Annotated in this window: 21 protein-coding genes and 3 tRNA genes; 7 read left to right on the forward strand and 17 right to left on the reverse strand. The window is 72.0% G+C overall.

Features of this window, described 5'->3' with window-relative positions:
* Positions 1 to 178: 178 nt before the first annotated feature.
* From OERS_RS12180 to OERS_RS12225, 10 genes are all read right to left on the reverse strand, one after another.
* Entirely contained in the window at positions 179 to 1,099 is a 921-nt protein-coding gene (locus OERS_RS12180) for a prenyltransferase (RefSeq protein ID WP_068625963.1), read from the reverse strand.
* Positions 1,096 to 1,410, reverse strand: coding sequence for a lycopene cyclase domain-containing protein (locus tag OERS_RS12185; protein WP_068625964.1), 315 nt, complete (start codon positions 1,408 to 1,410; stop codon positions 1,096 to 1,098). Before OERS_RS12185 ends, OERS_RS12180 begins: the two co-directional genes overlap by 4 nt.
* Positions 1,407 to 1,838, reverse strand: coding sequence for a lycopene cyclase domain-containing protein (locus OERS_RS12190; protein ID WP_083201414.1), 432 nt, complete (start codon positions 1,836 to 1,838; stop codon positions 1,407 to 1,409). The genes OERS_RS12185 and OERS_RS12190 overlap by 4 nt, the downstream gene beginning before the upstream one ends.
* A complete protein-coding gene (gene crtI / locus OERS_RS12195; protein ID WP_068625988.1) occupies positions 1,835 to 3,556 on the reverse strand; it encodes a phytoene desaturase family protein in 1,722 nt (573 codons plus the stop codon). Before crtI ends, OERS_RS12190 begins: the two co-directional genes overlap by 4 nt.
* 17 nt (positions 3,557 to 3,573) lie before the next feature.
* Positions 3,574 to 4,479, reverse strand: coding sequence for a phytoene/squalene synthase family protein (locus OERS_RS12200; protein WP_211268475.1), 906 nt, complete (start codon positions 4,477 to 4,479; stop codon positions 3,574 to 3,576).
* Positions 4,480 to 4,534: 55 nt separating this feature from the next.
* The gene (locus tag OERS_RS12205; protein ID WP_068625966.1) at positions 4,535 to 5,719 is read right to left on the reverse strand and encodes a polyprenyl synthetase family protein; all 1,185 of its coding nucleotides are present in this window, start codon (positions 5,717 to 5,719) and stop codon (positions 4,535 to 4,537) included.
* A 137-nt stretch (positions 5,720 to 5,856) separates the two neighbouring features.
* Positions 5,857 to 6,840 carry a UDP-glucose 4-epimerase GalE gene (gene galE, locus OERS_RS12210; RefSeq protein ID WP_068625967.1) on the reverse strand — a complete coding sequence of 328 codons (984 nt, stop codon included), beginning with the start codon at positions 6,838 to 6,840 and terminating at the stop codon, positions 5,857 to 5,859.
* A 65-nt stretch (positions 6,841 to 6,905) separates the two neighbouring features.
* The gene (locus tag OERS_RS12215) at positions 6,906 to 7,832 is read right to left on the reverse strand and encodes a cation diffusion facilitator family transporter (RefSeq protein WP_068625968.1); all 927 of its coding nucleotides are present in this window, start codon (positions 7,830 to 7,832) and stop codon (positions 6,906 to 6,908) included.
* On the reverse strand, positions 7,829 to 8,263 hold the full coding sequence (locus OERS_RS12220) for an ArsR/SmtB family transcription factor (protein WP_068625969.1): 435 nt from the start codon (positions 8,261 to 8,263) through the stop codon (positions 7,829 to 7,831). Before OERS_RS12220 ends, OERS_RS12215 begins: the two co-directional genes overlap by 4 nt.
* A 68-nt stretch (positions 8,264 to 8,331) precedes the next feature.
* Positions 8,332 to 8,694, reverse strand: coding sequence for a metallopeptidase family protein (locus OERS_RS12225; protein WP_068625970.1), 363 nt, complete (start codon positions 8,692 to 8,694; stop codon positions 8,332 to 8,334).
* A 173-nt stretch (positions 8,695 to 8,867) separates the two neighbouring features.
* Between OERS_RS12225 and OERS_RS12230 the strand changes: the two genes are divergently transcribed.
* The 5 genes from OERS_RS12230 to OERS_RS12250 all read left to right on the forward strand — a co-directional run bounded on the left by OERS_RS12230 (position 8,868) and on the right by OERS_RS12250 (position 10,228).
* Positions 8,868 to 8,940: transfer RNA gene (locus tag OERS_RS12230), tRNA-Glu, on the forward strand.
* A gap of 88 nt (positions 8,941 to 9,028) precedes the next feature.
* Positions 9,029 to 9,102: transfer RNA gene (locus OERS_RS12235), tRNA-Asp, on the forward strand.
* A 45-nt stretch (positions 9,103 to 9,147) separates the two neighbouring features.
* Positions 9,148 to 9,220: transfer RNA gene (locus OERS_RS12240), tRNA-Phe, on the forward strand.
* A 301-nt stretch (positions 9,221 to 9,521) separates the two neighbouring features.
* Entirely contained in the window at positions 9,522 to 9,944 is a 423-nt protein-coding gene (locus OERS_RS12245; protein ID WP_068625971.1) for a phage holin family protein, read from the forward strand.
* Positions 9,941 to 10,228, forward strand: a complete 288-nt coding sequence (locus OERS_RS12250; protein WP_056652396.1) for a DUF3618 domain-containing protein — start codon at positions 9,941 to 9,943, stop codon at positions 10,226 to 10,228. Before OERS_RS12245 ends, OERS_RS12250 begins: the two co-directional genes overlap by 4 nt.
* A 165-nt stretch (positions 10,229 to 10,393) precedes the next feature.
* Here OERS_RS12250 and OERS_RS12255 read toward each other — a convergent pair whose 3' ends face one another.
* Positions 10,394 to 10,606 carry a BldC family transcriptional regulator gene (locus OERS_RS12255; protein WP_030151000.1) on the reverse strand — a complete coding sequence of 71 codons (213 nt, stop codon included), beginning with the start codon at positions 10,604 to 10,606 and terminating at the stop codon, positions 10,394 to 10,396.
* A 351-nt stretch (positions 10,607 to 10,957) separates the two neighbouring features.
* Here OERS_RS12255 and OERS_RS12260 point away from each other — a divergent pair, with 351 nt between their 5' ends.
* On the forward strand, positions 10,958 to 11,257 hold the full coding sequence (locus OERS_RS12260; RefSeq protein WP_369800640.1) for a DUF3073 domain-containing protein: 300 nt from the start codon (positions 10,958 to 10,960) through the stop codon (positions 11,255 to 11,257).
* 175 nt (positions 11,258 to 11,432) lie between these two features.
* On the opposite strand, the gene purM is transcribed toward OERS_RS12260, so the two are convergent.
* Together purM and purF are read right to left on the reverse strand one after the other, a co-directional pair.
* A complete protein-coding gene (gene purM, locus OERS_RS12265; RefSeq protein ID WP_056652401.1) occupies positions 11,433 to 12,551 on the reverse strand; it encodes a phosphoribosylformylglycinamidine cyclo-ligase in 1,119 nt (372 codons plus the stop codon).
* A gap of 57 nt (positions 12,552 to 12,608) precedes the next feature.
* A complete protein-coding gene (gene purF, locus OERS_RS12270) occupies positions 12,609 to 14,156 on the reverse strand; it encodes an amidophosphoribosyltransferase (RefSeq protein WP_056652405.1) in 1,548 nt (515 codons plus the stop codon).
* Positions 14,157 to 14,273: 117 nt separating this feature from the next.
* On the opposite strand from purF, the gene OERS_RS12275 reads away from it, so the two are divergent.
* Entirely contained in the window at positions 14,274 to 15,638 is a 1,365-nt protein-coding gene (locus OERS_RS12275; protein ID WP_068625972.1) for a hypothetical protein, read from the forward strand.
* Between the two features lie 159 nt (positions 15,639 to 15,797).
* On the opposite strand, the gene OERS_RS12280 is transcribed toward OERS_RS12275, so the two are convergent.
* The 4 genes from OERS_RS12280 to OERS_RS12295 all read right to left on the reverse strand — a co-directional run bounded on the left by OERS_RS12280 (position 15,798) and on the right by OERS_RS12295 (position 23,597).
* Complete coding sequence (locus OERS_RS12280) at positions 15,798 to 16,226, reverse strand: hypothetical protein (RefSeq protein WP_068625973.1); 429 nt, start codon at positions 16,224 to 16,226, stop codon at positions 15,798 to 15,800.
* Between the two features lie 202 nt (positions 16,227 to 16,428).
* The gene (locus tag OERS_RS12285) at positions 16,429 to 21,135 is read right to left on the reverse strand and encodes an ExeM/NucH family extracellular endonuclease (protein ID WP_068625974.1); all 4,707 of its coding nucleotides are present in this window, start codon (positions 21,133 to 21,135) and stop codon (positions 16,429 to 16,431) included.
* Between the two features lie 389 nt (positions 21,136 to 21,524).
* Positions 21,525 to 21,902: a sterol carrier family protein gene (locus OERS_RS12290; protein WP_068625975.1), complete on the reverse strand. Its 378-nt coding sequence runs from the start codon at positions 21,900 to 21,902 to the stop codon at positions 21,525 to 21,527.
* 96 nt (positions 21,903 to 21,998) lie between these two features.
* Positions 21,999 to 23,597 carry an RNB domain-containing ribonuclease gene (locus tag OERS_RS12295; protein ID WP_068625976.1) on the reverse strand — a complete coding sequence of 533 codons (1,599 nt, stop codon included), beginning with the start codon at positions 23,595 to 23,597 and terminating at the stop codon, positions 21,999 to 22,001.
* Positions 23,598 to 23,767: the final 170 nt, after the last annotated feature.

Below are 23,767 nucleotides of genomic sequence, written 5' to 3' on the forward strand. Positions count from 1 at the left end.
TGCGCCGACCCACGCACAGCAGCTCATGACACCGCCGAGGGCGGGGCACCGGAACCCGGTGCACCCCGCCCTCGGCGGTGCTGTCTCCCCTGGTCGCGCGGCACACACCAGCGCATGCCGCCCGGCACACGCCGGCATCGTGGCCCGGCACACGCCGGCATCCGAGCCACCCCCCGGCTCACGTCCAGGTGATCCCGATGAGCAGCATGGTCACGAGGAACCCGGTCACGAGGTTGAGCCACAGGAAGCGTCGCCACCCAGCGTTGGCCCGCTCGCAGTCCTCGTCACGCACGGACCAGAACGAGGCGACGTTCACGAGGTACGGCAGCGGGAGCAGGGCGGCGAGCCACCCCGGCCAGGGGAGGAAGGCCAGCAGCAGCGCGGCCACCAGGTAGGCGGCCGAGGCGACCACCACGGTCCGGTGCGCCCCGATCACGGTCGCGACCGAGCCGATCCCGCCCGCCCGGTCCGCCTGCACGTCCTGCACCGCACCGAACGCGTGCGACGCGGCTCCCCACAGCACGAACGCCGCCAGCACGGGCCACACGGACCGCGCCCCCAGGTCCGCACCGACCAGCACGAGCGCGTAGAGCAGCGGCCCCACGAAGTGCATGGCGGAGGTGAACGAGTCGAGGAAGGGCCGCTCCTTGAAGCGCAGCACGGGTGCGGAGTAGGCCACGACGAGGAAGACCACGACGGCGAGCGTCAGGTTCGCGCCCGCGTCACCTTGGAGCAGCATCCACGCGAGGAACGGGACGTTCGTCACGACGCAGGCCCACAGGATCCGTCGGTGCGTGCGTCGCGCGGTCGCGGGGTCGGCGAGCGCCCCCTCGATGCCGCCCTTGCGCGGGTTCCGCAGGTCGGACGCGTAGTCGAACACGTCGTTGACGCCGTACATGAGCAGGTTGTACGGGACGAGGAAGTACAGCGTCCCGACGACGAGCGCGGCGTCGATCCGTCCTCCCGTCGCCACGAGGTACCCCGCGGCGAAGGGGTATGCCGTGTTGATCCAGGAGAACGGGCGCGAGGCCGCCGCGATCTCGCGCAGGGCGACCAACGGCCCCGGCGACGCCCCGGGTTCCACGGCGACCCGCGTCATGACTGGCCTCCCGCGTGCCGCCGACGGCGACCGTCCCCCACCCAGGTCCACACCGCCGGCAGCAGGAGCACCGCGGCGATCGGGTAGGCGAAGTCCTCGAGCGGCGCACCGGCCAGGTAGACGCCCAGGATCTTGTCCGGCGCGTACACGTAGAGCCCCACCGCGATCATGATCGTGTCGAACACGAGCGTCAGGACGACCATCACCGCGGCCGTCCACAGGAGCGGACCGGCCCGGTGCCGGCGCAGCGCCTGCCAGGTCACCGCGACGACGAGCAGGACCACCACGATGTTGAGGACGATGTTGGTCATGCGCCGGCCCCCGTCGTCGGGCCGTCCGCTGCCTCGCCGTTCTCGCCCGCCGCACGAGGGGCAGGGGCAGGGGCAGACGTCGCAGCATGCGCACGAGCCGCCTCTCGACCGTCCCTCCCCCGCAGCCGCAGGTCCAGGAACCGCCAGACCAGCAGCGTGTTGTAGCAGAGCAGCGTCAGGAAGACCGCCTCCTCGACGGGCAGCTCGGGCGCGAGCTGGAGCCCCGTCATGTGGGGTGAGTCGCCGCGCGCGAAGATCCCCAGGGCGAGGCCGGCGACGTCCCACGCGAGGAAGAACAGCACGCCGACCACGAGCGTGATAGCAGTCCTGGCGGGGTCCGCCCAGAACGCGAGGCGGAACCGTCGGTCGAGCACCGCGAGCCCCCCGAGAGAGACCACGAGCGCACCGAGGTAGGCGAACCCGGTCACGAGGCACCGCCCCGCAACCGGTCGGGCCGCCGGCTCGCCGCGAGGAAGCCGCGGCGCAGAGGCGTCGGCAGCGGCCGGGACGAGGTCTCGCCGAGGAGCCGCTTGACGACGAGCTCGGCGCTGATGAGGCACATGGGCAGCCCGACGCCGGGCGCGGTCCCTGCGCCCGCGAAGTACAGGTTGGGGACCGCGCGCGAGCGGCCGGGCGGCCGGAACATCGCGCTCTGCGCGAGCGTGTGCTCCATTCCCAGGGCGGTACCGCGCCAGGAGGAGAACTCGGTCGCGAAGTGCGCGGGCCCCAGCACCCTGCGTGTCACGACCCGGCCGCGCAGGTCGTCGATCCCGGCCCAGGCGCCGACCTGGTCGAGGTACCCGTCGGCGAGGTCCTCGAGCGCGGCCTGCGAGGGCGCGTCGCCGCCGAGGGCCGGGTCTGCGGGGAACGGCACCAGGACGAAGAGGTTCTCGTGGCCGGGTGGCGCCGCGGGGTGGTCGAGGCTCGCGTCGTCGGTCGCCGAGGTCCGCGAGACGTAGAGCGAGGCCGGGGTGGGCACGCGCAACGTGCCCACGTCGCTCGAGGCCCCCTGCCCCAGGACGTCCTCGAAGTTGCCGCGCCAGTCCTCGGTGAAGAACAGCGAGTGGTGCGCGAGCTCGGGCAGCTCGCCGCGGACGCCCGCGAGCACGAGCAGCGCCGAGATGCCCGGCCCGCGGTCCTCCCACGACGCGGCGGGCAGGTCGACGTACGCGCTCGGCAGCAGCGCGGTCTGCGTGTGGTGCAGGTCCGCGCCCGACACCACGACGTCCGCGGGGACCACCTCGCCGTCCCGCAGCCGCACCCCGGTCGCGACACCTCGCGCGCGCCGCCGGGAGCGGACGGTCCTCGCCCGGGGCGAGGCTCCGCCGTCGGGCCCGGGGACGGCCGGAGTGACCTCGATCCCGACGACGTCGCTCCCCGTGCGGATCGTCACGCCCTCGGAACGGGCCAGCTTCTCCATGGCCTCGACGATCGTGTACATGCCGCCACGCGGGAACCGGACGCCCTCGACGAGGTCGAGATGGCTCATGAGCGAGTACAGCGCGGGTACGCGGTACGGCGACGAGCCGAGGAAGACCGCGTGGTAGCCCAGGAGCTGGCGCAGGCGCGGGTCCTCCACCCGGCGCTCGACGCGGTCGGCGAGCGAGCGTCCGAGGAGGGCCGCGAGGCGCGGGAGGCGCCGAAGCACCGAGCCGTCGATCGCGCGGTCGGGCCGCTCGAAGGTCGTGTAGAGGAAATGGTCGAGCGCCAGCCGATAGGCCTCGCTCGACTCCGCGGCGTACGCGCGCACGCGTTCTCCGTCGCCCGGCGAGAGCGCGTCGAAGCGCGCCCAGTTGGCGTCCGCGTCGCGCGTGACGTCGAGGACGGTCCGGGCGCGGGTGGCGTCAGCCTGCTCGGAGGACGGGGACCCTTCGAAGAAGACCCGGTACGACGGGTCGAGCGGGACCAGGTCCAGGTGGTCCTCGACGCGCTCGCCCAGGAGCGCGAACCAGTGCTCGAACACCTCGGGCATGAAGTACCAGGAAGGACCCGTGTCGAACCGGAACCCGTCGAGCTCGAGCGTCCCGGCGCGCCCGCCCACGTGGTCGTGCCGTTCGAGCAGCGTCACGCGGGCGCCACCGCGCGCGAGGAGCGTGGCCGTGGCCAGGCCGCCGATCCCCCCACCCACGACCACGACGTGCGGCATCTCGGGCGGTGCGTGGGTCACGGGGCTCCTCGGGTCGTCGAACGTGCGGTCGGTGCGGGTACTGCTGGTGGGACGTCGCGTCGCAGGGACTCGCGCGCGACCGCGCGGGCCGCGACCACGAGCTTGACCGGGTCGGGGACACGGACCCGGGCACGCAGCAGGTCCTCGGGGCGCGTCGACGAGAGGCGGCCGAGCAGGGTGTCGTAGAGCGCGAGGGTCGCCGCGACGGCCATCCGGGCACGGCGCGGCAGCGACGGGAGCGCGGCGCGGGCGGCGTCGAGGTCGCTCTCGATCTCCGCGAGGATCGCGTCGACGTCCTCCTGCGTGAGGTCCGCGGGGGTGATCCCGGGGAAGTAGCTGCGCCCCAGGTCCTCGTGGTCCGCACGCAGGTCGCGCAGGAAGTTGATCTTCTGGAACGCGGCGCCCAGGCCGCGCGCGCCGTGCACGACGGCGTCGCTCGCCCGCACGACCGGCTCGCCCGGGCGTCGCCCGGCGTTGAGGAAGACCGCGAGGCACATGAGCCCGACGACCTCGGCCGAGCCGTAGACGTACTGCTCGTAGCTGGCCTTGTCGTGGACCTGGACCGTGAGGTCCATGCGCATCGAGGCGAAGAACGGGTCGATCTCGGGGTGCCCGATCCCCGTGCGCCGCGCCGTGCGTGCGAACGAGTGGACCACGAGGTTGGTCGAGTACCCGCTGACGAGGGCCCGCGCGGTCTCCTCCTCGAGCCCCGTGAGGAGCTCGTCGGCGCCCTCGCCGCGACGTGTGTCGACGACCTCGTCGGCCACGCGCACCAGCCCGTAGACCGCGTCGATGTCGCGGCGTGCGGCGCTGCCGAGCAGCCGGGACCCCAGCCCGAACGACGTCGAGTACCCCGTGAGGACCGCCCGGCTCGCGCGGGCGGCGGTGCGGTCGTACAGCATCTGCGACACGTGGGCCTCCCCGACGATCGTGACGGCCTTCCCGCCTCCTCGCACCTCAGGCCGCCCTGTCGGCGAACGAGTCGGCCAGGTCGAGCAGGTACGGCCCCAGGGGGGCGGGCAGCTCCGCGGCCGCGGCGCGGGCCTCGTCCAGATGACGCGTCACGGTCGCGCGCACGGCCTCGGGGGCGGCAGTGCGCCGCATGACCGCCCGCACGACGGCGGCTCCCGCCTCGGTGAGGTCGGCCCGCCCCACGTGCTGGTCGAGCAGGGCGACGTCTGCCGGTTCCGCACGCCGGTAGGCGCAGGCCAGGAGCAACGTGCGCTTGCCCTCGCGCAGGTCGGAGACGGTCGACTTCCCGGTGACCCGAGGGTCCCCGAAGACACCGAGCAGGTCGTCGACCAGCTGGAACGCGACGCCCAGGGCCCGCCCGTAGGCCTCGAGGAGGGCGCAGGTCGCAGCGTCCGCGCCCGCGAGGATCGCCCCGCTCCTCAGCGGGACCACGCACGTGTAGGTCGCGGTCTTGAGCTCGGCGACGAGCTCGGGGTCCACGTCGCTCGGTGCGAGCAGCGGGCCCGAGACGTCCAGGACCTCGCCCGCGACGGCGACCTGCACCGCGCGCACGAGCTGACCTGCGACCGCGAGCTTCTCGCCCGGACCTGCCGTGGAGCTCAGGACGAGCTCGAAGGCGCCGGCGATCGCCAGGTCACCTCCGAGCAGCGCCGCGGCCTGGACGTGGACGTCGGCGCGAGAGTCGTCGATGCCTGCCTCGGCGAGCCGAGAACGCGTCGCACCCGCGAGGTTCGAGCGCCCGCGCCGGGTCTCGTCGTGGTCGAGCAGGTCGTCGTGCACGAGCATCGCGGTGTGCAGCAGCTCCTGGGCCGCGGCGACGGGAGCCACCTCCCGGAGGTCGCGTCCGCCGAGCCCGAGGTAGGCCGCGAGCGTGAGCCGCGGGCGCACGAGCTTGCCGCCGACCTGGTCCGCGAGGTCCGTCCAGAGGTCGGTGACCGGTCGGCCTCCGGTCGAGGCACGTGCCGTGCCCCGCGCGAGGTGCTCGTCGAGCGCTGTCTGCGTCGCCGCGAGCGCCTCGTCGAGCCGGGCGGCGAACCGCTCGTGGGTCGCTGACCCGTGATCGCGTGCGGACTCTCGCGGTGCCGCGACGGCGACCCTGGGCCCGTGCGGGGACGTCCCGGACGCCGACCGCTCGGCGACGTCGTCGATGGTCGTGCTGGTTCCGGACATGACCCACCCCTCGATTCCTCAGCGTACTGAGTATTTTGCTCAGCATACTGAGGATTTGAGTGCGTGTCAGCGCCGTACGCCGAAGGGGCCCCCTCGCGTGGTGCGAGAGGGCCCCTTCGGGGAGCACGTGGGGTGACTCAGACGTCGATGCGGCGCGGCCCTGCCTGCCAGGCCTCCCAGGCCGACGCGATGATCGGCTCGAGCCCCTGGGTGCCGGTCCAGCCGAGCACCTTGTTGATGCGCTCGGGCGACGCCACGAGCTGGGGCGGGTCGCCCGCGCGGCGCGGGAGGAACTCCGGGGTCACGTCCAGGCCCGAGACCTTGCCGATCTCGTCGATGACCTCGCGGACCGATGACCCCGTACCGGTGCCGACGTTGAAGACGTCGTACGCGCGCTCGTCCTCGTCCAGGTAGCCCAGCGCCGCGAGGTGCGCCTCGGCGAGGTCCAGGACGTGGATGTAGTCGCGGATGCACGTGCCGTCCGGCGTCGGGTAGTCGTCGCCGAAGATCTTGGGCTGCTCGCCCCGCTCGAGGCGGTCGAGGACCATGGGGACGAGGTTGAGGACCGCGGGGTCGCCCAGGTCCGGCCAGCCGGCGCCCGCGACGTTGAAGTAGCGCAGCGCGACGAACCGCAGACCCCACGAGCGGCTCGCAGCCCGGCCGAGCCACTCCCCGATGAGCTTGGTCTCGCCGTAGGGGTTGATGGGCTCGGCGTGCAGCTTCTCCTCGACCATCGAGACCGACGGCATACCGTAGGTCGCCGCGGAGGAGGAGAACACCAGGCGGTCCACGCCGGCGGCCTCCATCGCGGTCACGAGGTTCGTGAAGCCGCCGACGTTCTGCTGGTAGTACCAGGCGGGCTTCTCGACGGACTCGCCGACCTGCTTGCGGGCCGCGAAGTGCACCACGGCGGTGACCTCGTGCTCGGTCAGGGTACGGGTCAGGACCTCGACGGCCTCCGGGCTGGACACGTCCAGGCGCACGAGCGGCGCCCCTCCGATGCGGCCCTCCTGCCCCGTGCTCAGGTCGTCGACCACGACGACCTTCTCCCCCCGCTGCTGCAGCAGGCGCACCACGTGCGCACCGATGTATCCCGCTCCGCCGGTCACCAGAATCGTCATGGGGGCAGCCTAGTTGCTCTGCCTCGAGCCCCGGGGTGCGCAGCCTCCGGCGAGACGCGCAGGACTCACACGTGGACCGACGACTCGGTCTCCTGCATCTCGGGGGGCTCGATCTGGAACGTGCAGTGGTCGACGTCGAAGTGCCCGCCCAGGCATTCCTTGAGCCGTCGCAGCACCGCGGTCCCCTCCCCCCGCTCGAGCATCTCGGCCTCGACCACCACGTGGGCCGACATGACGGGCACGCCCGACGTGATGGTCCAGGCGTGCAGGTCGTGGACGCCGACGACCCCGGGGATGCCCTCCATGTGCGTCCGCACCTTCTCGAGGTCGACCCCTGCCGGCGTCGACTCGAGGAGCACCGCGGCGACCTCGCGCAGGAGCGTCAGCGCGCGGGGCAGGATCATGATGCCGATCGCGACCGAGGCCAGGCCGTCGGCCCATGCGAAGCCGAGGGCGACGAACACCCCGGCGACGATCACCGCGACCGAGCCCAGGAGGTCGCCGAGCACCTCGAGGTAGGCCCCCCGGACGTTGAGGCTCTCGCCCTGACCGGCCGACAGGAGGCGGAGCCCGACCACGTTCGCGACGAGCCCGACGACCGCCACCCCGATCATGAGGCCGGCCTCGACGTGCGGGTCGGGGGCGCGGACCCGCGAGACCCCCTCGACGATCGCGAGCACCGCGACGACCCCGAGGATCAGCGCGTTGGTCATGGCCGCGAGGATCTCCGCACGCTGCCACCCGAAGGTCCGGGTCGCCGACGCCGGGCGCGTCGCGAGCCAGCTCGCGAACAGGGCGATCCCGATCCCGGTCGCGTCGGTCAGCATGTGCCCCGCGTCGGCGAGGAGCGCGAGCGAGCCCGAGACCAGCGCACCGACGACCTCGAGGACCATCACGCCGAGCGTGATGGCCAGGACGATCACGAGCCGACGGCGGTGCGCGCCCGTGGCGGTCGCCGCGCCGTGCGAGTGGGAGTGGGAGTGGCCGCTCATCGCGAGCCGCCTCTGGTCGCCTCGACGACGCGCTCGGCGTCGGCCAGGATGTGCGCGACCTCGGGCCGCGCGAGCCGGTACCAGGAGGACCGTCCTTCGCGGCGCACGTCGACCAGGCCCGCGTCGCGGAGCGTCGCGAGGTGGACCGACACGGTCGACTGCGCGAGCCCGAGCTCGCTCGTCAGGTCGACGACGCGGTGCTCGGCCCGCGCCAGGAGGTGCACCATCGAGAGGCGGTGGGGCTCGGCGAGCGCGTGCAGGAGGCGGGCGACGGCCGCGTGGTCGTGCCCGGGGGCCGACGGCGGGGCCGGCTCGACCGCCACAGCGACCGGCGCACCGCCCACGTCGACCTGCTCCACCCCCGCCGCGGTGGCTGCGGCACTCCGCGAGCGGAGGTGCGTCCGCGGGTTCGTCTCACGTCTCATCGCCATGCGTCGATATTATCGTCAATCGACGATGAAAGAAACCCCCGTGCACCGGCAGCGAAGCGGGCGGCTCGTCAGGCCCAGCCCAGCTCGTGCAGCCGGTCGTCGTCGATGCCGAAGTGGTGGGCGATCTCGTGCACGACCGTGACGACGACCTCCTCGACGACCTCCTCACGGGTCTCGCAGATCGCGAGCGTGGGACGGCGGTAGATCGTGATCCGGTCCGGGAGCGCACCCGCAGCCCACATGAGGTCCCGCTCGGTGAGTGGCACGCCCTCGTAGAGCCCCAGGAGCTCGGGGTCGTCGTCGGGGGCATCGTCCTCGACGAGCACCACGACGTTGTCCATCTGCTCGGCCAGCTCCTCCGGGATCTCGTCGAGCGCATCGCGCACCGCGTCCTCGAAGTCCTCGCGCGTCATCTCCACCACGAGCACCATCCTCCCCTGCCGACCGGACGGAGGGGTCGCCCGGCAGGTTCGGCAACGCTTGCCGGGAGTCCGCAGCCCCGGGATCTTGCCGTTTTGCACCGCGCCCCCAGTTCCCCGTATGCTGACGGAGGTCTCTCGGCGACTCGTGCCCCGTAGGCGGTACGGGTTGTCCAGGAAACTAGGCCCCCATCGTTTAGCGGCCTAGGACGCCGCCCTTTCACGGCGGTAGCACGGGTTCGAATCCCGTTGGGGGTACTCGGAAAGATCCGATTAACGGATCGGCCCGGAAGTGAGATACGATTCTCGAGGTTCGAACGGCAAAGGCCGGGAGAAACTCACGCAAGGCCCTGTAGCGCAGTTGGTTAGCGCGCCGCCCTGTCACGGCGGAGGTCGCGGGTTCAAGTCCCGTCAGGGTCGCTCGACAGCGACTGCCCGGTCATCACGACCGGGCTTTCGTGTCAAGGCTCTGTAGCTCAGTTGGTAGAGCGTTCGACTGAAAATCGAAAGGTCACCGGATCGACGCCGGTCGGAGCCACTTCCACGAAAGCCCCATCTCGTTCACCCGAGGTGGGGCTTCGTCGTTCCCGTGCACCCGACGCTCCGACCGTCGACCCGCACCGCGCCGCTCGACCACCACCCACGACGCCGTCTCGACACCGGCCACCCGTGCGTCCCTGGCGCATCGCACATCGGACTCCCGCTCGCACCCTCGGCGCGCGGAATTGCCCTGGACGCCGTTGACCGGTTGAGTGGGACATGAAGAACGACTCTTCGAGCCGCAGGCATCCCCTGCGTGCACGGGCGCTCCATCCGGACGTGCCAGGAAGGTGACCACCATGAGCGACTGGGACGACGGGCAGACGCCTCCCCCGAACCCGAAGCCCTCGATCGGCAAGCTCGTCGAGCAGATGTCGGAGCAGGCCACGCGCCTGGTCCGCACGGAGATCGCGCTCGCCAAGAAGGAGCTGACGACCAAGGCCGCCCGATCAGGCATCGGGATCGGGATGTTCGTGGTCGCCGGCGTCCTTTCCCTGTACGCGCTCGGCTTCCTCCTGCACTCGGCCATGGTCGGCCTCGCGCACGCCGTCCCGCTGTGGCTCGCCGCGCTGATCGTCGGCGTCGCTCTGCTCCTCGTCGCCGGCCTCCTGGCGTTCGTGGGCAAGAAGCAGCTGACCAAGGGCATGCCGCCGACCCCCGAGGCGACCATCGCCAACCTCAAGGAAGACGTCGCCACCGTCAAGGAAGGACTGCGCCCGTGAGCACCGAACCGACCCAGGCCGAGCTGGAAGCCGAGATCGTACGGACCCGGGCCGAGCTCGCGAGCACGATCGACGAGCTGACCACGCGGCTCGACCCGCGCACCCAGGCCGCGAACGTGGCGCACCAGACCAAGCAGGCTGCCGCCGACACCGGGAGCTTCTTCACCGGTGGCGGGCTGCCCGAGCACGACCCGACGCGCGCGCGCAACGTGAAGATCCTCGTCACCGGGACCGTCGCGACCATCGCCCTGGTCGTCGCCGCGATCCTCCGCAAGAGGTCCTGACCGGCCCTGAACACGACCGAGCCCGGCGCCACCGGCGCCGGGCTGTCGGCTGGTCGAAGTGGAAGAGGCTGCGGACGCGACGGGGAGCACCGGGAAACTGATCCCGGAGCTCCTCAACGGACCGACAGCGTGGGCTGGGCGCAGGAGTGTCCACCGCGCCGTCGGTCAGCCCTTGTCGACGCCCTCGGCGTTCTCGCTCGCGGCACCCAGGAGTGCGCGGACCTCGGACTCGCGGTAGCGACGATGCCCCCCGAGGGTCCGGATCGACGACAGCTTGCCGGCCTTGGCCCAGCGAGTGACGGTCTTGGGATCGACGCGGAACAGGCTCGCGACCTCGGCCGGTGTGAGCAGAACTTCGGACTCTCCATGGACGGACATCACTGCACCTCCTCCTAGCGACTGGCTGGTCCGACGGTGACGTCGGAACGCGACGACAGCACTGCGCTAGCCCCTCTATTGTCGCAGCATGACGATTTTGGGCGACTTGGCAGACAGGGTGAATTAGACGGGGTATGGCCGGTACAGGTGATTCGGCCTCGCCGGGGGCCGTCGCGGCGGAGGCTCCGCGCGGAGCCGAACCACCTCCTCGCCACCCCCGGCACAGGCCGCTCACCCGTGCCCGCCGGGCTCGCGAAGCGCTCCCTCGGCCACGTCGTTGTGTGGAGACAGTGTGACAAGGCACCCGTTCGGAGCATCCGAGTGGCTGGAATGTATCCCGAGCATGTACCGTTGGACTCTGAACAGACGAAACAACACCCCGGGGCCGCACGTCTGAGTACGTTGCCGCCCCGCTTCTACGTTGAGGGGGTCGGAGCCATGGGCCGCGGCCGTCAGAAGGCTAAGCAGACCAAGGTCGCTCGTGCGCTGAAGTACTACAGCCCCGAGACGAACTACCAAGCTCTCGAACAAGAGCTCACCGGTCATAGCCACACGGATCTCGCGACAGATCCTCGCTACGGAGCGAGGTCTTCCGAGGACAACAACGGAGACTACGACCAGCCGTTCGCCGGCTGGTCCGACGACCGCTGACACGATCTCGTCCCCCTGCGACCAGCAGGCCCCAGGGGACCGCAGATCCGTATGATCGCGAGTTCGTCAGTCGACCGACCGACCCGCGAGGCGTTCCCCGTACGACGAAGGCGCGTCCTTCTCCCCCAGGCTCCAGGGCCCGAGGAAGAAGGACGCGCCTTCGTCGTCACCGCACTCAGTTGCGGTAGTCGCCCGTCAGACGCACCGCGCCGGCGTGCACGCCCTTGGTACCCACGACGAGGTCCTCACCGAGCGAGGAGACCGTGGTCGACTCGTCGAGAGCGCTGACCGTCCCCAGGACCCAGGCGGGCAGACCCAGCTCCGCGCACCGCGCGAGCGCCGCGTCGGCGCCGTCCGCACCCACGATCGCGACCATGCCGACGCCCAGGTTGAGCGTGTTCTCGAGGTCGCGACGAGGCACGTTGCCCAGGTCCCGCACCACGGTGAAGACCGGAGGGACGTCCCACGAGCCGCGGTCCACGGTGCCGACCAGCCCTGCCGGGAGGACGCGGGCGAGGTTCGCCGCGAGCCCACCACCCGTGACGTGCGTGAACGCGTGGACCTGCGCGGCGTCGTCGTGCGCCAGGGCGAGGCAGTCGCTCGCGTAGACGCGCGTGGGCTCGAGGAGCTCCTCGCCGAGGGTGCGGCCGAACTCCTCGACCTCGCGGTCCAGCTCCCAGCCCGCGTGCTTGACGACCGCGCGCACGAGCGAGTAGCCGTTCGAGTGCAGACCCGACGAGCCCAGCGCGATCAGGACGTCACCCTCACGGACACGCTCGGGGCCGAGCAGACGGTCCGCCTCGACGACCCCGGTCGCGGCACCCGCGACGTCGTACTCGTCCTCGCCCAGGAGCCCCGGGTGCTCGGCCGTCTCGCCGCCGACGAGGGCCGTACCGGCGACCTCGCACGCGGCCGCGATGCCGCGGACGATGCCCGCGATGCGCTCCGGGACCACCTTGCCGCATGCGATGTAGTCCGTCATGAAGAGCGGCTTGGCACCCACCACGACGATGTCGTCGACGACCATGCCGACCAGGTCGAAGCCGATCGTGTCGTGGATGTCCAGGGCCTGCGCGATCGCGACCTTGGTGCCCACGCCGTCGGTCGACGTCGCGAGCAGCGGCTTGGTGTAGGTCGCGACCTCGCTGAAGTCGTAGAGCCCGGCGAAGCCGCCCACTCCTCCGAGGACCTGGGGGCCGTGCGTGCGGCGCACGGCGTCCTTCATCAGCTCGACGGCCTTGTCGCCCGCCTCGGTGTCGACACCGGCTGCGGCGTACGTGAGACCTTCAGACACGAATGAACTCCTGGTGGTTGCGGCGCGCCCGGCGTCCGGGCGGTGCGTCGTACGGGGTCAGGGGTGGTCGAGGGCGGTCCCGCCGCCCACTCCCACGGAGAGCGAGCGCAGACCGTCCTCGGGGGCACCGAGCGGGAGCTCGGCCTGCTCGAGGAGGTGCTTGCCCAGCTGGTCGTCCGGCGGCAGCTCGATGGGGTACTTCCCGGTGAAGCAGGCGGTGCACAGCTGCGACGCCGACTGCTCGGTCGCCGCGATCATGCCTTCCTCCGAGATGTAGCCGAGGGTGTCCGCGCCCAGCGAGGCGCCGACCTCGTCCGGGGACAGGCCGTTCGCGATGAGCTCGGCACGGGACGCGAAGTCGATCCCGTAGAAGCAGGGCCACTTGACGGGCGGGGAGCTGATCCGGACGTGGACCTCGGCTGCTCCGGCCTCGCGGAGCATGCGGATCAGTGCGCGCTGCGTGTTGCCGCGGACGATCGAGTCGTCCACGACGACGAGGCGCTTGCCCCGGATCACGTCCCGCAGAGGGTTCAGCTTGAGCCGGATCCCGAGCTGGCGCAGGGTGTCCGAGGGCTGGATGAAGGTGCGTCCGACATAGGCGTTCTTGGTCAGCCCCTGCCCGAACGGGATACCCGACTCCTGCGCGTACCCGACGGCCGCGGGCGTCCCGGACTCCGGGACCGGGATCACGAGGTCCGCCTCGATGCCGTGCTCGCGGGCGAGCTGGCGTCCCATCTCGACACGCGCCGCGTGGACCGAGCGACCGTTGATCGAGGTGTCCGGGCGCGCGAGGTAGACGTACTCGAAGACGCAGCCCGCACGCTCGACCGGCGCGAACCGCTGCGAACGCAGGCCGTCGCCGTCGATCGCGATGAGCTCGCCGGGCTCGACCTCACGGACGAACGAGGCGCCCACGATGTCGAGGGCCGGGGTCTCGCTCGCGACGACCCAGCCGCGCTCGAGGCGCCCCAGCACGAGGGGGCGCACACCCTGCGGGTCGCGCGCCGCGTAGAGCGTCTTCTCGTCCATGAAGACGAGGCTGAAGGCACCGCGGAGACGAGGGAGGACCTCCATCGCGGTGTCCTCGAGAGAGTGGTCGTCGTCGCCCGCGAAGAGCGCGGTGATGAGCGCCGTGTCGGTCGTGTTGCCACGGGCCAGCTCGCCCCGGCGCTGCGCGCCGTAGCGCTCGGCGACGAGGTTCACGAGCTCTGCCGAGTTGGTCAGGTTGCCGTTGTGGCCCAGGGCCACCGTCCCGGCGGACGTCGCGCCGAGCGTCGGCTGCGCGTTCTCCCAGGTCACCCCACCCGTGGTGGAGTACCGGCAGTGCCCGACGGCGATGTGCCCGGTCAGGGCGTTCAGCGCACGCTCGTCGAAGACCTGGGAGACGAGTCCCATGTCCTTGTAGACGAGGATCTGCTCACCATTGCTGGTCGCGATCCCGGCTGATTCCTGACCGCGGTGCTGCAACGAGTACAGACCGAAGTAGGCAAGCTTGGCGACCTCTTCGCCGGGCGCCCAGACACCGAAGACGCCGCAAGCGTCCTGAGGGCCTTTCTCGCCGGGCATGAGGTCGTGGTTAAGAAGTCCATCTCCGCGGGGGGCCACGGCTCCAGTCTCCCATACGGTCGCCGTTCGCCAGAAGCCGCGATCAGGGGATGGACCGCTCGCCCCGACGCAGGCCCGCCCCTGTACGTGCCCCACCGTGGTCGCTACCCTCACGCAGTGACCGACTCCTCCGAAGACTCCCCGGGCCGCACGATCTCGGTGCTGGGTCGCCCGGTCCCGACGAGCACGCTCCGGCTCGCCGAGCCCGCACCGAGCGGCCCGCAGGTCCTCGCCGACGGCCTGCTGACGATCTCCAGGACCGTCCTGACCTCGGCCGGTCTCGGCTTCCTGGTCCTCCTCGGCGCATGGCTCACGCTCGAGGAGGGATTCCCGGACGTGTGGCGCGACCTGCACCTCGACCCGGTCAGCCGGGCCTCGATCGCCTACGTCTGCGCGGTCCTCGCCGCGGGCGGCATCCTGTACGCCCTGTCGAGCGCCGCGTCGCGCACGCTGCTCGGGCGCAGGCTCGACTCGCTCACGGGCACAGCTCCCGAGCGCGTGCCGGTGCGCACGGTACGGGCTCGAGCCCTCGCCGACGGCATCACTCCCACGGCGCCCCTCGCGGGGCTGTGCGTCGCCCTCCTGATCGCCGTCGGGGTCGCCGCCCTCCTGGTGGCCCCCATCCTGATCTTCGAGAGCGACATGGTGGCGGTCGGGCTGGTGGTGCTCGCCGGTGCAGCCCTCCTCGCCGGGCTCGTCGGGTCCGCGCTCTCGGCGCTGAGGAGCCGGGGACGACGGGCGTGGACGCTCCTGACCGACCGGTCCCGGCAGGCCTGGAACGACGAGGTCGTCCGGAACGCCGTGCGCACCGAGAAGCGTCTCCGCCCCGCCGACGAGCGGACGATCGACCTCGGCAGGGTGCACCGCCTGACGGCCAGAGCACAGAGGCCGCTGACCGTCGTCGGCGGCGTCCTGCTCGGTGCGGGACCGGTCGTGGGGTTCGTGGCGGTCTTCCTCCGACAACCGGGGCGGAACGCGGACACCCTGTACTACGACGAGAAGGGTGAGGCGGCGATCGACGTGCTCATCACGTCGGGGGCCGTGCTCGCGCTCGCAGGATCGGCGGCCCTCCTGCTCGCCCTCGTGGCGACCACCGTGGTCAGGGCCCTCGAGCGCGGCGCGCTGCGCAGGCACGCGCTGGCCGACGACGCAGGCTCGTGGCGGCCCGACGACGCGTTCCTCCGGCAGGCTCTCGACGGGCCACCTCTGCTCTGGGCGGGAGGCGTCCTGCTCCTCGGGCTCGCGACCGTCGTCGTCCCGGCCGTCCTGGCACTGCTCCAGGTCACCGGCGATCCCGCGCACCCTCTGACGACCTACCGCAGCACGATCGAGGCCACGGCCGCGGTGTTGCTCACCGTCGCGCTCCTCGGGGCCGTCGCGGTCACCGTCGGCATGCCGGTGGGGGTCGGGTTCCGTCAGCTGCTCCGCGAGGCGTGGCACCCGGGGGACGATCCGGCACCGGCAGCGGTCACCGGCTCCTGACGCGGGCGGTCCTCCCGCCGGCATGTCTCTCCGGTCGGCACTGCCTTCCGGCCGGCACGGCCTTCCGGCCCGCCGGCCGATGTCACCGCTCGACGGCGAAGGGCATGCGGGGCCGGCGCGCGGACTCGACGAGCCGCGCACCGCGCGACACCGAAGGCGTCAGCGGCGCAGGCTGCGCTTGTCGGCCCAGATCGCCAGGGCGCCCGCGACGAGCGTCGTGAGCGTCGTCGCACCGAGGACGATCACGCTGAGATAGACCCCCGGCTTGAGGACGCCGCTCGCAGCGGGAGAGACGAGCCAGGAGATGCCGACGGCCAGGCCCAGCACGATCCCTGCCAGCGCACCGGTCAGGAAGAACGCCTTGTAGCGCGGAGCGCGGCGGACCGTGGTCGGGTCGATGACCGACTCGATCTCGACCTCGTCACCACGAAGGCCCTGGTTCGCGTCGTCGCGCGGTGCGCCGAACGTCGTGGGGTCGGTGCTGCCGGCGGTGCTGGTGCTGCCGGTCGAGCCGGCCTCCGGCGTCGAAGCGGCGTCGAGGCCGGTCGGGGTCTCGTTCACGTCGGGGTCGGGGGTGCTCGTGCTCACGCGCCGACAGTACCCCGTCCCACTGGGAATCCCCTGTGCCCTCCCCCCGACCGGTGGCAGGCCCGCGCTCGCCGTTCGCCTTCTCCGCGGCGCGGCACGCACGGGTGCGCCCGCGCACCCGAGGGCGGGACGCCGTCGGGCCTGCTCCCCTGGCGACCAGGAGAGCAGGCCCGACGACGTTCAGACGATCACACGCGCTGCGTCAGCCGCACGTGACCGCCGGGTAGGCCAGGTCGTAGGTCTCGTAGAAGCCCTGGCCGTCCTGCCACTTGTACGCCGCGACGCGCACCGTGCCCGCGGGCACCGACGTCGCACGGCTGTTGAACGACTGCGCTGCGATCTTGCCCGGCTGCAGCTTGGTGAACTTCTTCTCGCCGTACGCCGTCGTGTAGCGCACGTCGATCGGGAGCGACTCGCCGTTCGTGCCCTTGACCGAGAGGTGCACGCGACCCGCCACGCACTGGGTCGTGGCCGTCAGGCCGTCCATGACGACGTCGGGCAGGTCCGCACCCTCGACCGTCAGGGCCAGCCGCGTGACCGTCCCGCTCGGGGCGGCGACGACGTACACGCCGTACTCGCCCCCCGCGGTCTCTGCCGGGACCGGCACCTCGAGGCTCGCAGCCCCGTTCGTGACCGTGCCCGTGGCCACGGGCGTGCCCGGGTTGGCCGCGTCGAACGCCGTGCCCGCAGGCACGAGGTACGCCGAGACGCCCGTGTTGAGCGGGCTGCCGAGCGACGTGAGGTTCAGGCGCGAGACCTGGGCCGTCACGGACTCGCCCGCGGTGACCGTCCCCAGACCGTCCGCGACCACGCTGCGACGAGCGAAGTCGGGGCTGAGGTTCGGGTGGGTCTGCAGGTAGGAGATCCACGCGTCGCGGTCGATCAGACCCGAGTCGCGCGCGTCCGTGCCCTGCGCGAAGACCCGGAAGTTGTCACCACCCGTGGCGAGGAACGAGAACGTCGCGACCCGGTACGTCTTGGCCGGGTCGAGCGGCTCGCCGTTGACCAGGACCGAGGTGACGTTGTCGCCGGGGGTGGCGTTCACGTCGGTCGTCTTGACCGTGTACTTGACGTTGTCCGACAGGCCCAGCGCCAGGAACGGGCGCGACGGGCGCGTGCCGTCGGGGTTGGTCTGCCACTGCTGCTCGAGCATCGTCTCGACCTGCGCGCCCGTGAGGGACACCGTCCACAGGTTGTTGACGAAGGGCAGGACCGCGTTGGCCTCGGCGTAGGTGATCACGCCGTCGTCGCCGTAGAACAGCTCGTTGCGCAGGCCGCCCGCGTTGACGACACCGAAGTCGGCGCCGCCTCGGGCCGGGTCGGCCAGCGTGTCGAGCAGCGAGGTCGCCACGAGGTTGCCCAGGGTCGACTCCGAGGCACGGTCGTCACGACCCGTGGAGGGCAGCGGGCCCGAGCCCTTGTACGTGCCGTCGACGTACGAGCCGCCCAGGAAGGCGGTCGTGATGTCCGCGGTGACCGAGCCGACCGGCTGAGCGCCGATGACCTCGGCCTGCGCGAGCGCCGCGTCGACGATCGTCTTGACCTCGGCCACGCGCGGGTACGCCGCGACGAGCTCCGGAGCAGGCGTCGTGGTGCGCTTGACGTTCGCGACCGAGTAGTCGGTGACCTCGTCCGTCGCGGTGTCGAACGTCAGGCTCACGTGCCCGATGTTCTCGCCGTAGCTGCCCGTCTGCAGGACGGGACGGGTCTTGTCGGTGCCGGGGATCGGCGCCTCCCACGCGTACTGCTTGTGGGTGTGGCCCGTGAAGATCGCCGCGACACGGGCGTCCGTGTCGTTGACGATCTGCTCGAACGCGCCCTGGTGGGCGAGCTCCTGCTCGAGCGAGGAGCCGTCCGGCGTGCCGGCGCTCGCACCCTCGTGGTAGAGCGCGACCAGCAGGTCGGCCTCACCGTTCGCCGGGTCGCCGTCACGCAGCTGCGCGGCCACGCGGTTCACGGCCTCGACGGGGTCGCCGAACGAGAGGTCCGCGATCCCGGACGGGGTCACGAGCGTCGGGGTCTCCTCGGTGACGGCGCCGATGACGCCGACCTTGACGCCGTCGACGTCGATCACCGCGTACTCCGGCAGGACCGGGTTGGTGGTGTCCTTGGCGTAGACGTTGGCGCCCAGGTAGGACCAGTCGGCCGCGTCGGTCACGCGCCCCGCCAGGTCGCTGAAGCCCTTGTCGAACTCGTGGTTGCCCACCGCGGAGGCGGACAGGTCCAGGGCGTTGAGCACGTCGATGGTCGGCTGGTCGTCCTGCAGCGCCGACGCGAAGAGCGACGCGCCGATGTTGTCGCCGACCGAGAGGAACGCGGTGCCCGCCGGGTTGGCGGCGCGCAGCTGCTCGACGGTCCCGGCGAAGTTGACCGTGTTCGCGTCGATACGACCGTGGAAGTCGTTGATCGCGAGCAGGTCGAGCTCCTTGACCCCGCCCGGCTCCTCGCCGCCCAGCTCGAGGCCGACGACGATCGGGTCGTGGTCGGACGAGCGGAACGCCGTGGTGTCGTACAGGTTCGAGACGTTGTAGTTGTAGCGGCTGTACTCGTTCGCGATGGGCTCGACCGAGTTGATGTTCCAGATGTCGGTGTCCGTCACGGCAGCGGCGGCACCGGGCGAGGCGAGCACGTGGTCGAGCGAGCCGACGAGGCCGTCGAACAGGTACGTCTCCTTGCCCGTGGTGGGACCGAGGTCCACGTAGCCCGCGTCCGTCAGGACCTTGATCGGGTCTTCCTGGGCGTAGGCGTTGAAGTCGCCCGCGAGCAGCACCTTGTCGGTGCCGGCGGCCGTGGAGACCTGGTCGGCGAACGTGACGAGCGCCGTGGCCTGCTTGACGCGCGAGGCGTTCGAGGCGCCCTGCCCGTCGCCCTGGTCGGCGTCGGCACCCGAGCCCGAGCCCTTGGACTTGAAGTGGTTGGCGATGACGACGAAGTCCGAGGAGGCCTCTCCCCCGGCGACCCGGAAGGTCTGGGCGAGCGGCTCACGCGCGTTGTCGAAGGCCGCGACGTCGTGGATGACCGAGGCCCCCACGGGCTCGACGGCCGCGGGACGGTAGATGAAGGCCGTGCGGATGACGTCCTCCGAGGCGGGCAGCGTGGCCGGGGAGGGCACGAACGCCCAGGTCCCCGCGCCGGCCGCAGCGTTGAGCTTCGAGGTGAGCGTCGAGAGCGCCGAGTCGCGGTCCTTGCCGAACGCCTTCGAGTTCTCGATCTCCTCGAGCGAGACCACGTCCGCGTCGAGCGCGTTGATCGCCGCGACGATCTTGGTCTCCTGACGCTGCAGGTTGGTCGCGTCCGCCGCGCCGCGGGCGTCGCAGCCCGTGCGCACCGTGACGGGGTTGCCCTCGCGGTCCGTGTAGAACTGGCACCCGCTGAGCTGGTCGCCCGTCGTGGTGAAGTAGTTCAGGACGTTGAACGTCGCCACGGTCGCGTCGCCGCCCACGTCCTCCGGCGAGTCCGTGCGCGTGTTCGCGAACGTCGCGGGCTGCACCGCGGCGGCGTTGGCCGGGGTCAGCTCCGTGACGGGCTGGAAGTTCCAGCCGTCGAACCGGTAGTCGAGGACCACGGGCGACGTGAACGTCGCGAGCGCTCCGACGCGCACGGGTGCGCCACCGGTCAGGTACGGCAGAGGCTTGGCCTTGTTGGCCGCGTTGTTGAAGTTGGTCGTCGCGCCGTCGTCGAGGTTGACCCGGCGGGCGTTCGCGTCGGCGACCGCGGCTGCGGCCTCCGCGCTGCCCGGGCGGCCGACCGACGTGGGCTGACGGAGCGGCTCGGTGCCGCTGGCCAGGACGACCGATCCGTAGTAGTTCGTGTCGTAGTTGTCGGCGACGGTGTAGTCACCGGCGGGCTGGACCAGCATGCCCTCGAGCTTCTCGCGGTCCGCGTCGGTCGCGGGGTACGCGACGTTCGCGGGCTTCACGACCTCGGCGGGGTCCGTCAGGACCGTCCAGCCGCCCGCGGCAGGCGTGACCTGCGTCAGGCCGAAGTACTCCGAGACGACTCCCGTGACCTCGACGTGCTGACCGACCTGCAGCGCCGTCGCCGCAGCCTTCGAGTACACGAAGAGGCCGTCCGACGCGGTGTGCGTCGCGAGGTCCAGGTCGCCGCCCGAGCCGGCCGTCTGGATGTAGAGGCCGTCGAAACCGCCCGAGGGGTAGGTCGCGGTCACGACGCCGCGCGTCGTGACGGTCTGGCCCACGAGGGGGCTCGCGGCGCCCGTGCCCTGGATCTCGGCGATGGTCTTGGCCGTGCCTGGCTCGGGGTCCGGGCCGGGGCCCGAGCCGCCACCGCTGTTCTGCGGGGTGACGGTGCTGCTGACCGCGAAGTCCACGGAGTTGTCGTCCGTGTCCGCGCCGGCCGCACGGTTGAGCGAGCTGGGCACGTTGTTCGCGGTGCCCGCAGGAGCAGCGGCGGTCTCGAACGTGTTGGACGAGCCGTAGCCCAGGAGGTCGACGACCTGCGCGTTGCCCACGAGCGAGCCCGGCGTCAGCGTGATCGCCGAGGGTGACTTGACCAGCGCGAGCGTGCCGTTCTGACCCTGCGGAGCGATGGTGCCCGTCGCGTCCGGAGTGGGGAGAGCGGCGCCGTTGGCGCCGTTCGAGGCGCCCTGGACCAGGTAGTAGCCACCGGCCTTGATCTTGCCCGACAGCGGGACGACGCCGTTCGAGGCCCCCGTGCCCGTCGCGGACCGGTACTGGACGGACCATCCGGTGAGGTCGATGTCCGCGGCCGTCGGGTTGTAGAGCTCGACGAACTTGTTGAGGTACGGGGCGTTGGCGCTGCCACCGTTGAGGTACGCCTCGTTGATGACGACGGACGACCCGTCGACCGCAGCAGAGGCAGCCCCCGCGGCTACCGTGCTGAACGCCGCCGTGGCGACGAGCGACGCGGACAGGGTGGCCGCGACCACACCTCTCCTGCGTCGGGACTGATCATGACTACCGATCACGCTGACTCCTTCGTGTCGTGGCCGGGTTCCCGGCGCGCCCACCTCGGCGCGGGTGGCGCAGGTGCGGGCTCTGGAATCCAACAGCAGGCTGATGAACGCGCGGTGTCCGGCCGGTCACTTCCGGTCGAACGCCCGCTTCCCCCTACGAACGGCACTGTCCTGCCGGGGTGCGCGACGTCGTCGTGCGTAGACCGGTCGACGGGCGCCGTCGCCCGTTCGTCCTGGCACGCTATCTCACGATGCAGACACTGGGAACTTCGGAGGTGCGGGTCGCGGGGCGAAGTTCACCCGCCGGTCGAGAAGTGCCCTGGGCCCGACGGCGGCGCGCGGGTCCGCGCGGTCGGCTCGCCCTAGCGGTCGCGGCGGCGGGCGGCCTGCAACGGCAGCAGCGCCGAGATGTCCGACCGTTCGCCGGACGCGCTGATGCGTCCGTCGGCGACGGCATCGGCCCAGGCCACGGCGCCCGTGACCAGGCCGAGCCAGGTCTCGGGGTCCGTCTCGACCACGTTGGGCGGGGTCCCGCGGGTGTGCCGCGGTCCCTCGACGGCCTGGACCGCCCCGTACGGAGGGACCCGGACCTCGACCGCGTGCCCCGGTGAGACCTCGGCGAGCTCCTCGAGCGTGAAGCGGACGGCGGTCGTGACCTCGGGGCGCCCGGCGGCACCGTCCTGCCAGGCGGCCAGGGCGGTACGGCCGACGGCCGGGTCGGTGCGGCGACGAGGAGGCATGGGTCCATCCTCCCCTCTGCCCCGCCGAGTGCATGATTCCGCTGCGACTCGCCGGGCGTTTCGCAGCGGAATCATGCACTCAGCGGGGAAGGCGACTCAGACCAGGTCGAACCCGACCTTCCGCAGCTCGATCGACGCCTCGCGCAGCCGCACCCGGACCGGGTCGCCGAGCGGCAGGCCGACGCCCTGGACGCTCGCACGGACCGCTGGTTCGGCGATCACGACCTGACCACGCACCAGGTCGTGGCCGGCCGTCGCCGGTGCTGCCGCTCCGGCAGAGGGGTCGCCGGAAGCGGAGGTGGCCGACCCGTCGCGGGCCGACGCCTTCGCCGCCCGCTCGGCATCCTTGGTCGCGCGGCGTCGGCGCTCGTCGTCGTTCTCGACGTCGACCACGACCGCGTCGAACTCCTCGCCCACGCGGCCCGCGAGCAGCGCGGCCTCGACGACGTCGACGCTCGACCGCTCGTACGAGCCGGCCCTCTGTCCCGTGCGAGCCATGGTCCGCGGTAGGCCGGGGAGCGCCTCGCGCACCCAGGTCGGGACCTCCGTCCCCGCGCTGAGCGCCAGGCAGATCTCGGTGCCGTAGCGGTCGACCAGGCGGCGCAGCGGTGCGGTCACGTGCGCGTACTCGGCCGCGATGGCGGCGTGCGCGACGTCGTCGGGCACCTCAGGAGGCTGCCCCACCCCGCCGAACGGCGCGTACGAGGCCCCCCGGAACAGCGACGTCGCCTCGTTGAGGAACGCGGCGTGCCGCGAGGTCCCCGAGTCGAGCGACGGCAGCAGGTCGCCGTACGCGACGTCCTCGGGCCAGTCGATGCCCAGCGCCCGGGCCGTGCGCCGCAGGCGCGCGAGGTCACGCGGGTCCGCCGCGGGCAGGGTGCGGAAGATCCCGACACCGCCCGCGCGCATGAGCCGTGCCGCCGCGATCCCGGTCAGCAGGGAGATCTGGGCGTTCCACCCCTCGACCGGCAGCGTCGAGCGGAACGCGAGCCCGAACGTCCCGTCCGGGTGCGCCACGACGTCCTGCTCGGGCACGTTGAGCGACACGCCGCCCCGCTCCCGCTCGCGCGCCTCGCGCAGCAGCCCGATCTCGCGGAGCAGGTCGAGCATCTCGCCCGCGTCGCCGGTGTCGAGGCGGGACTGGACCTCCTCGTAGGTGAGTCGCGCAGTGCTGCGCACGAGGGCACGCTCGACCCGCGCGGAGACGATCTCCCCGCGCTCGTCGAGCTCGACGTGCCAGACGGCGGCGGGCCGGTCCGCGTCCGGCAGGAGGCTCGCGGCCGACTCCGACAGCACCTCCGGGTGCAGCGGGGTCCGCTCGTCGGGGCCGTAGAGCGTCATGCCCCGCTCGTTCACCTCGGTGTCCAGCGCACCGCCCGGGGTCACGAACACCCCGAGGTCGGCGATCGCGTAGCGCACGACGAATCCCCCGGAGGTTCGTTCGAGGTGGACGGCCTGGTCGAGGTCCATGGAACCCGGCGGGTCGATCGTCACGAAGCCGACGGCACGCAGGTCCGCACGGCCCGACGACACGTCGGTCGCGGCCGCGGCCGCGGCGTCGTCGAGCACGTCCTGCGGGAACTCGGCGGGGATCTCCATCTCGGCACGCAGCGCCGCGAGCGCCGCGAGGACCGGGTCGGCTGCGGGCCGGACGGGGGCGGTGGTGGGCGCGATGCGCAGGTTCCTGGTGGGCACGTCCCGACTCTAGGCCGTCGCTCCGGCGTCGGACGGTGGCGCGACGGGATCGCCGGACGGCAGAGCCGGGTGAGCTGCCGGCGGGGCCGCGTGCCGGCGAGGCCGCCGCACTGGCGACGAGGAACGGCCCCGGGCAGATGCCCGGGGCCGTTCCTCGTCCTGCCGGTCGC

Origin of the sequence: Oerskovia enterophila, from assembly GCF_001692445.1 — a bacterium.
GTDB classification, from domain to species: domain Bacteria; phylum Actinomycetota; class Actinomycetes; order Actinomycetales; family Cellulomonadaceae; genus Oerskovia; species Oerskovia enterophila.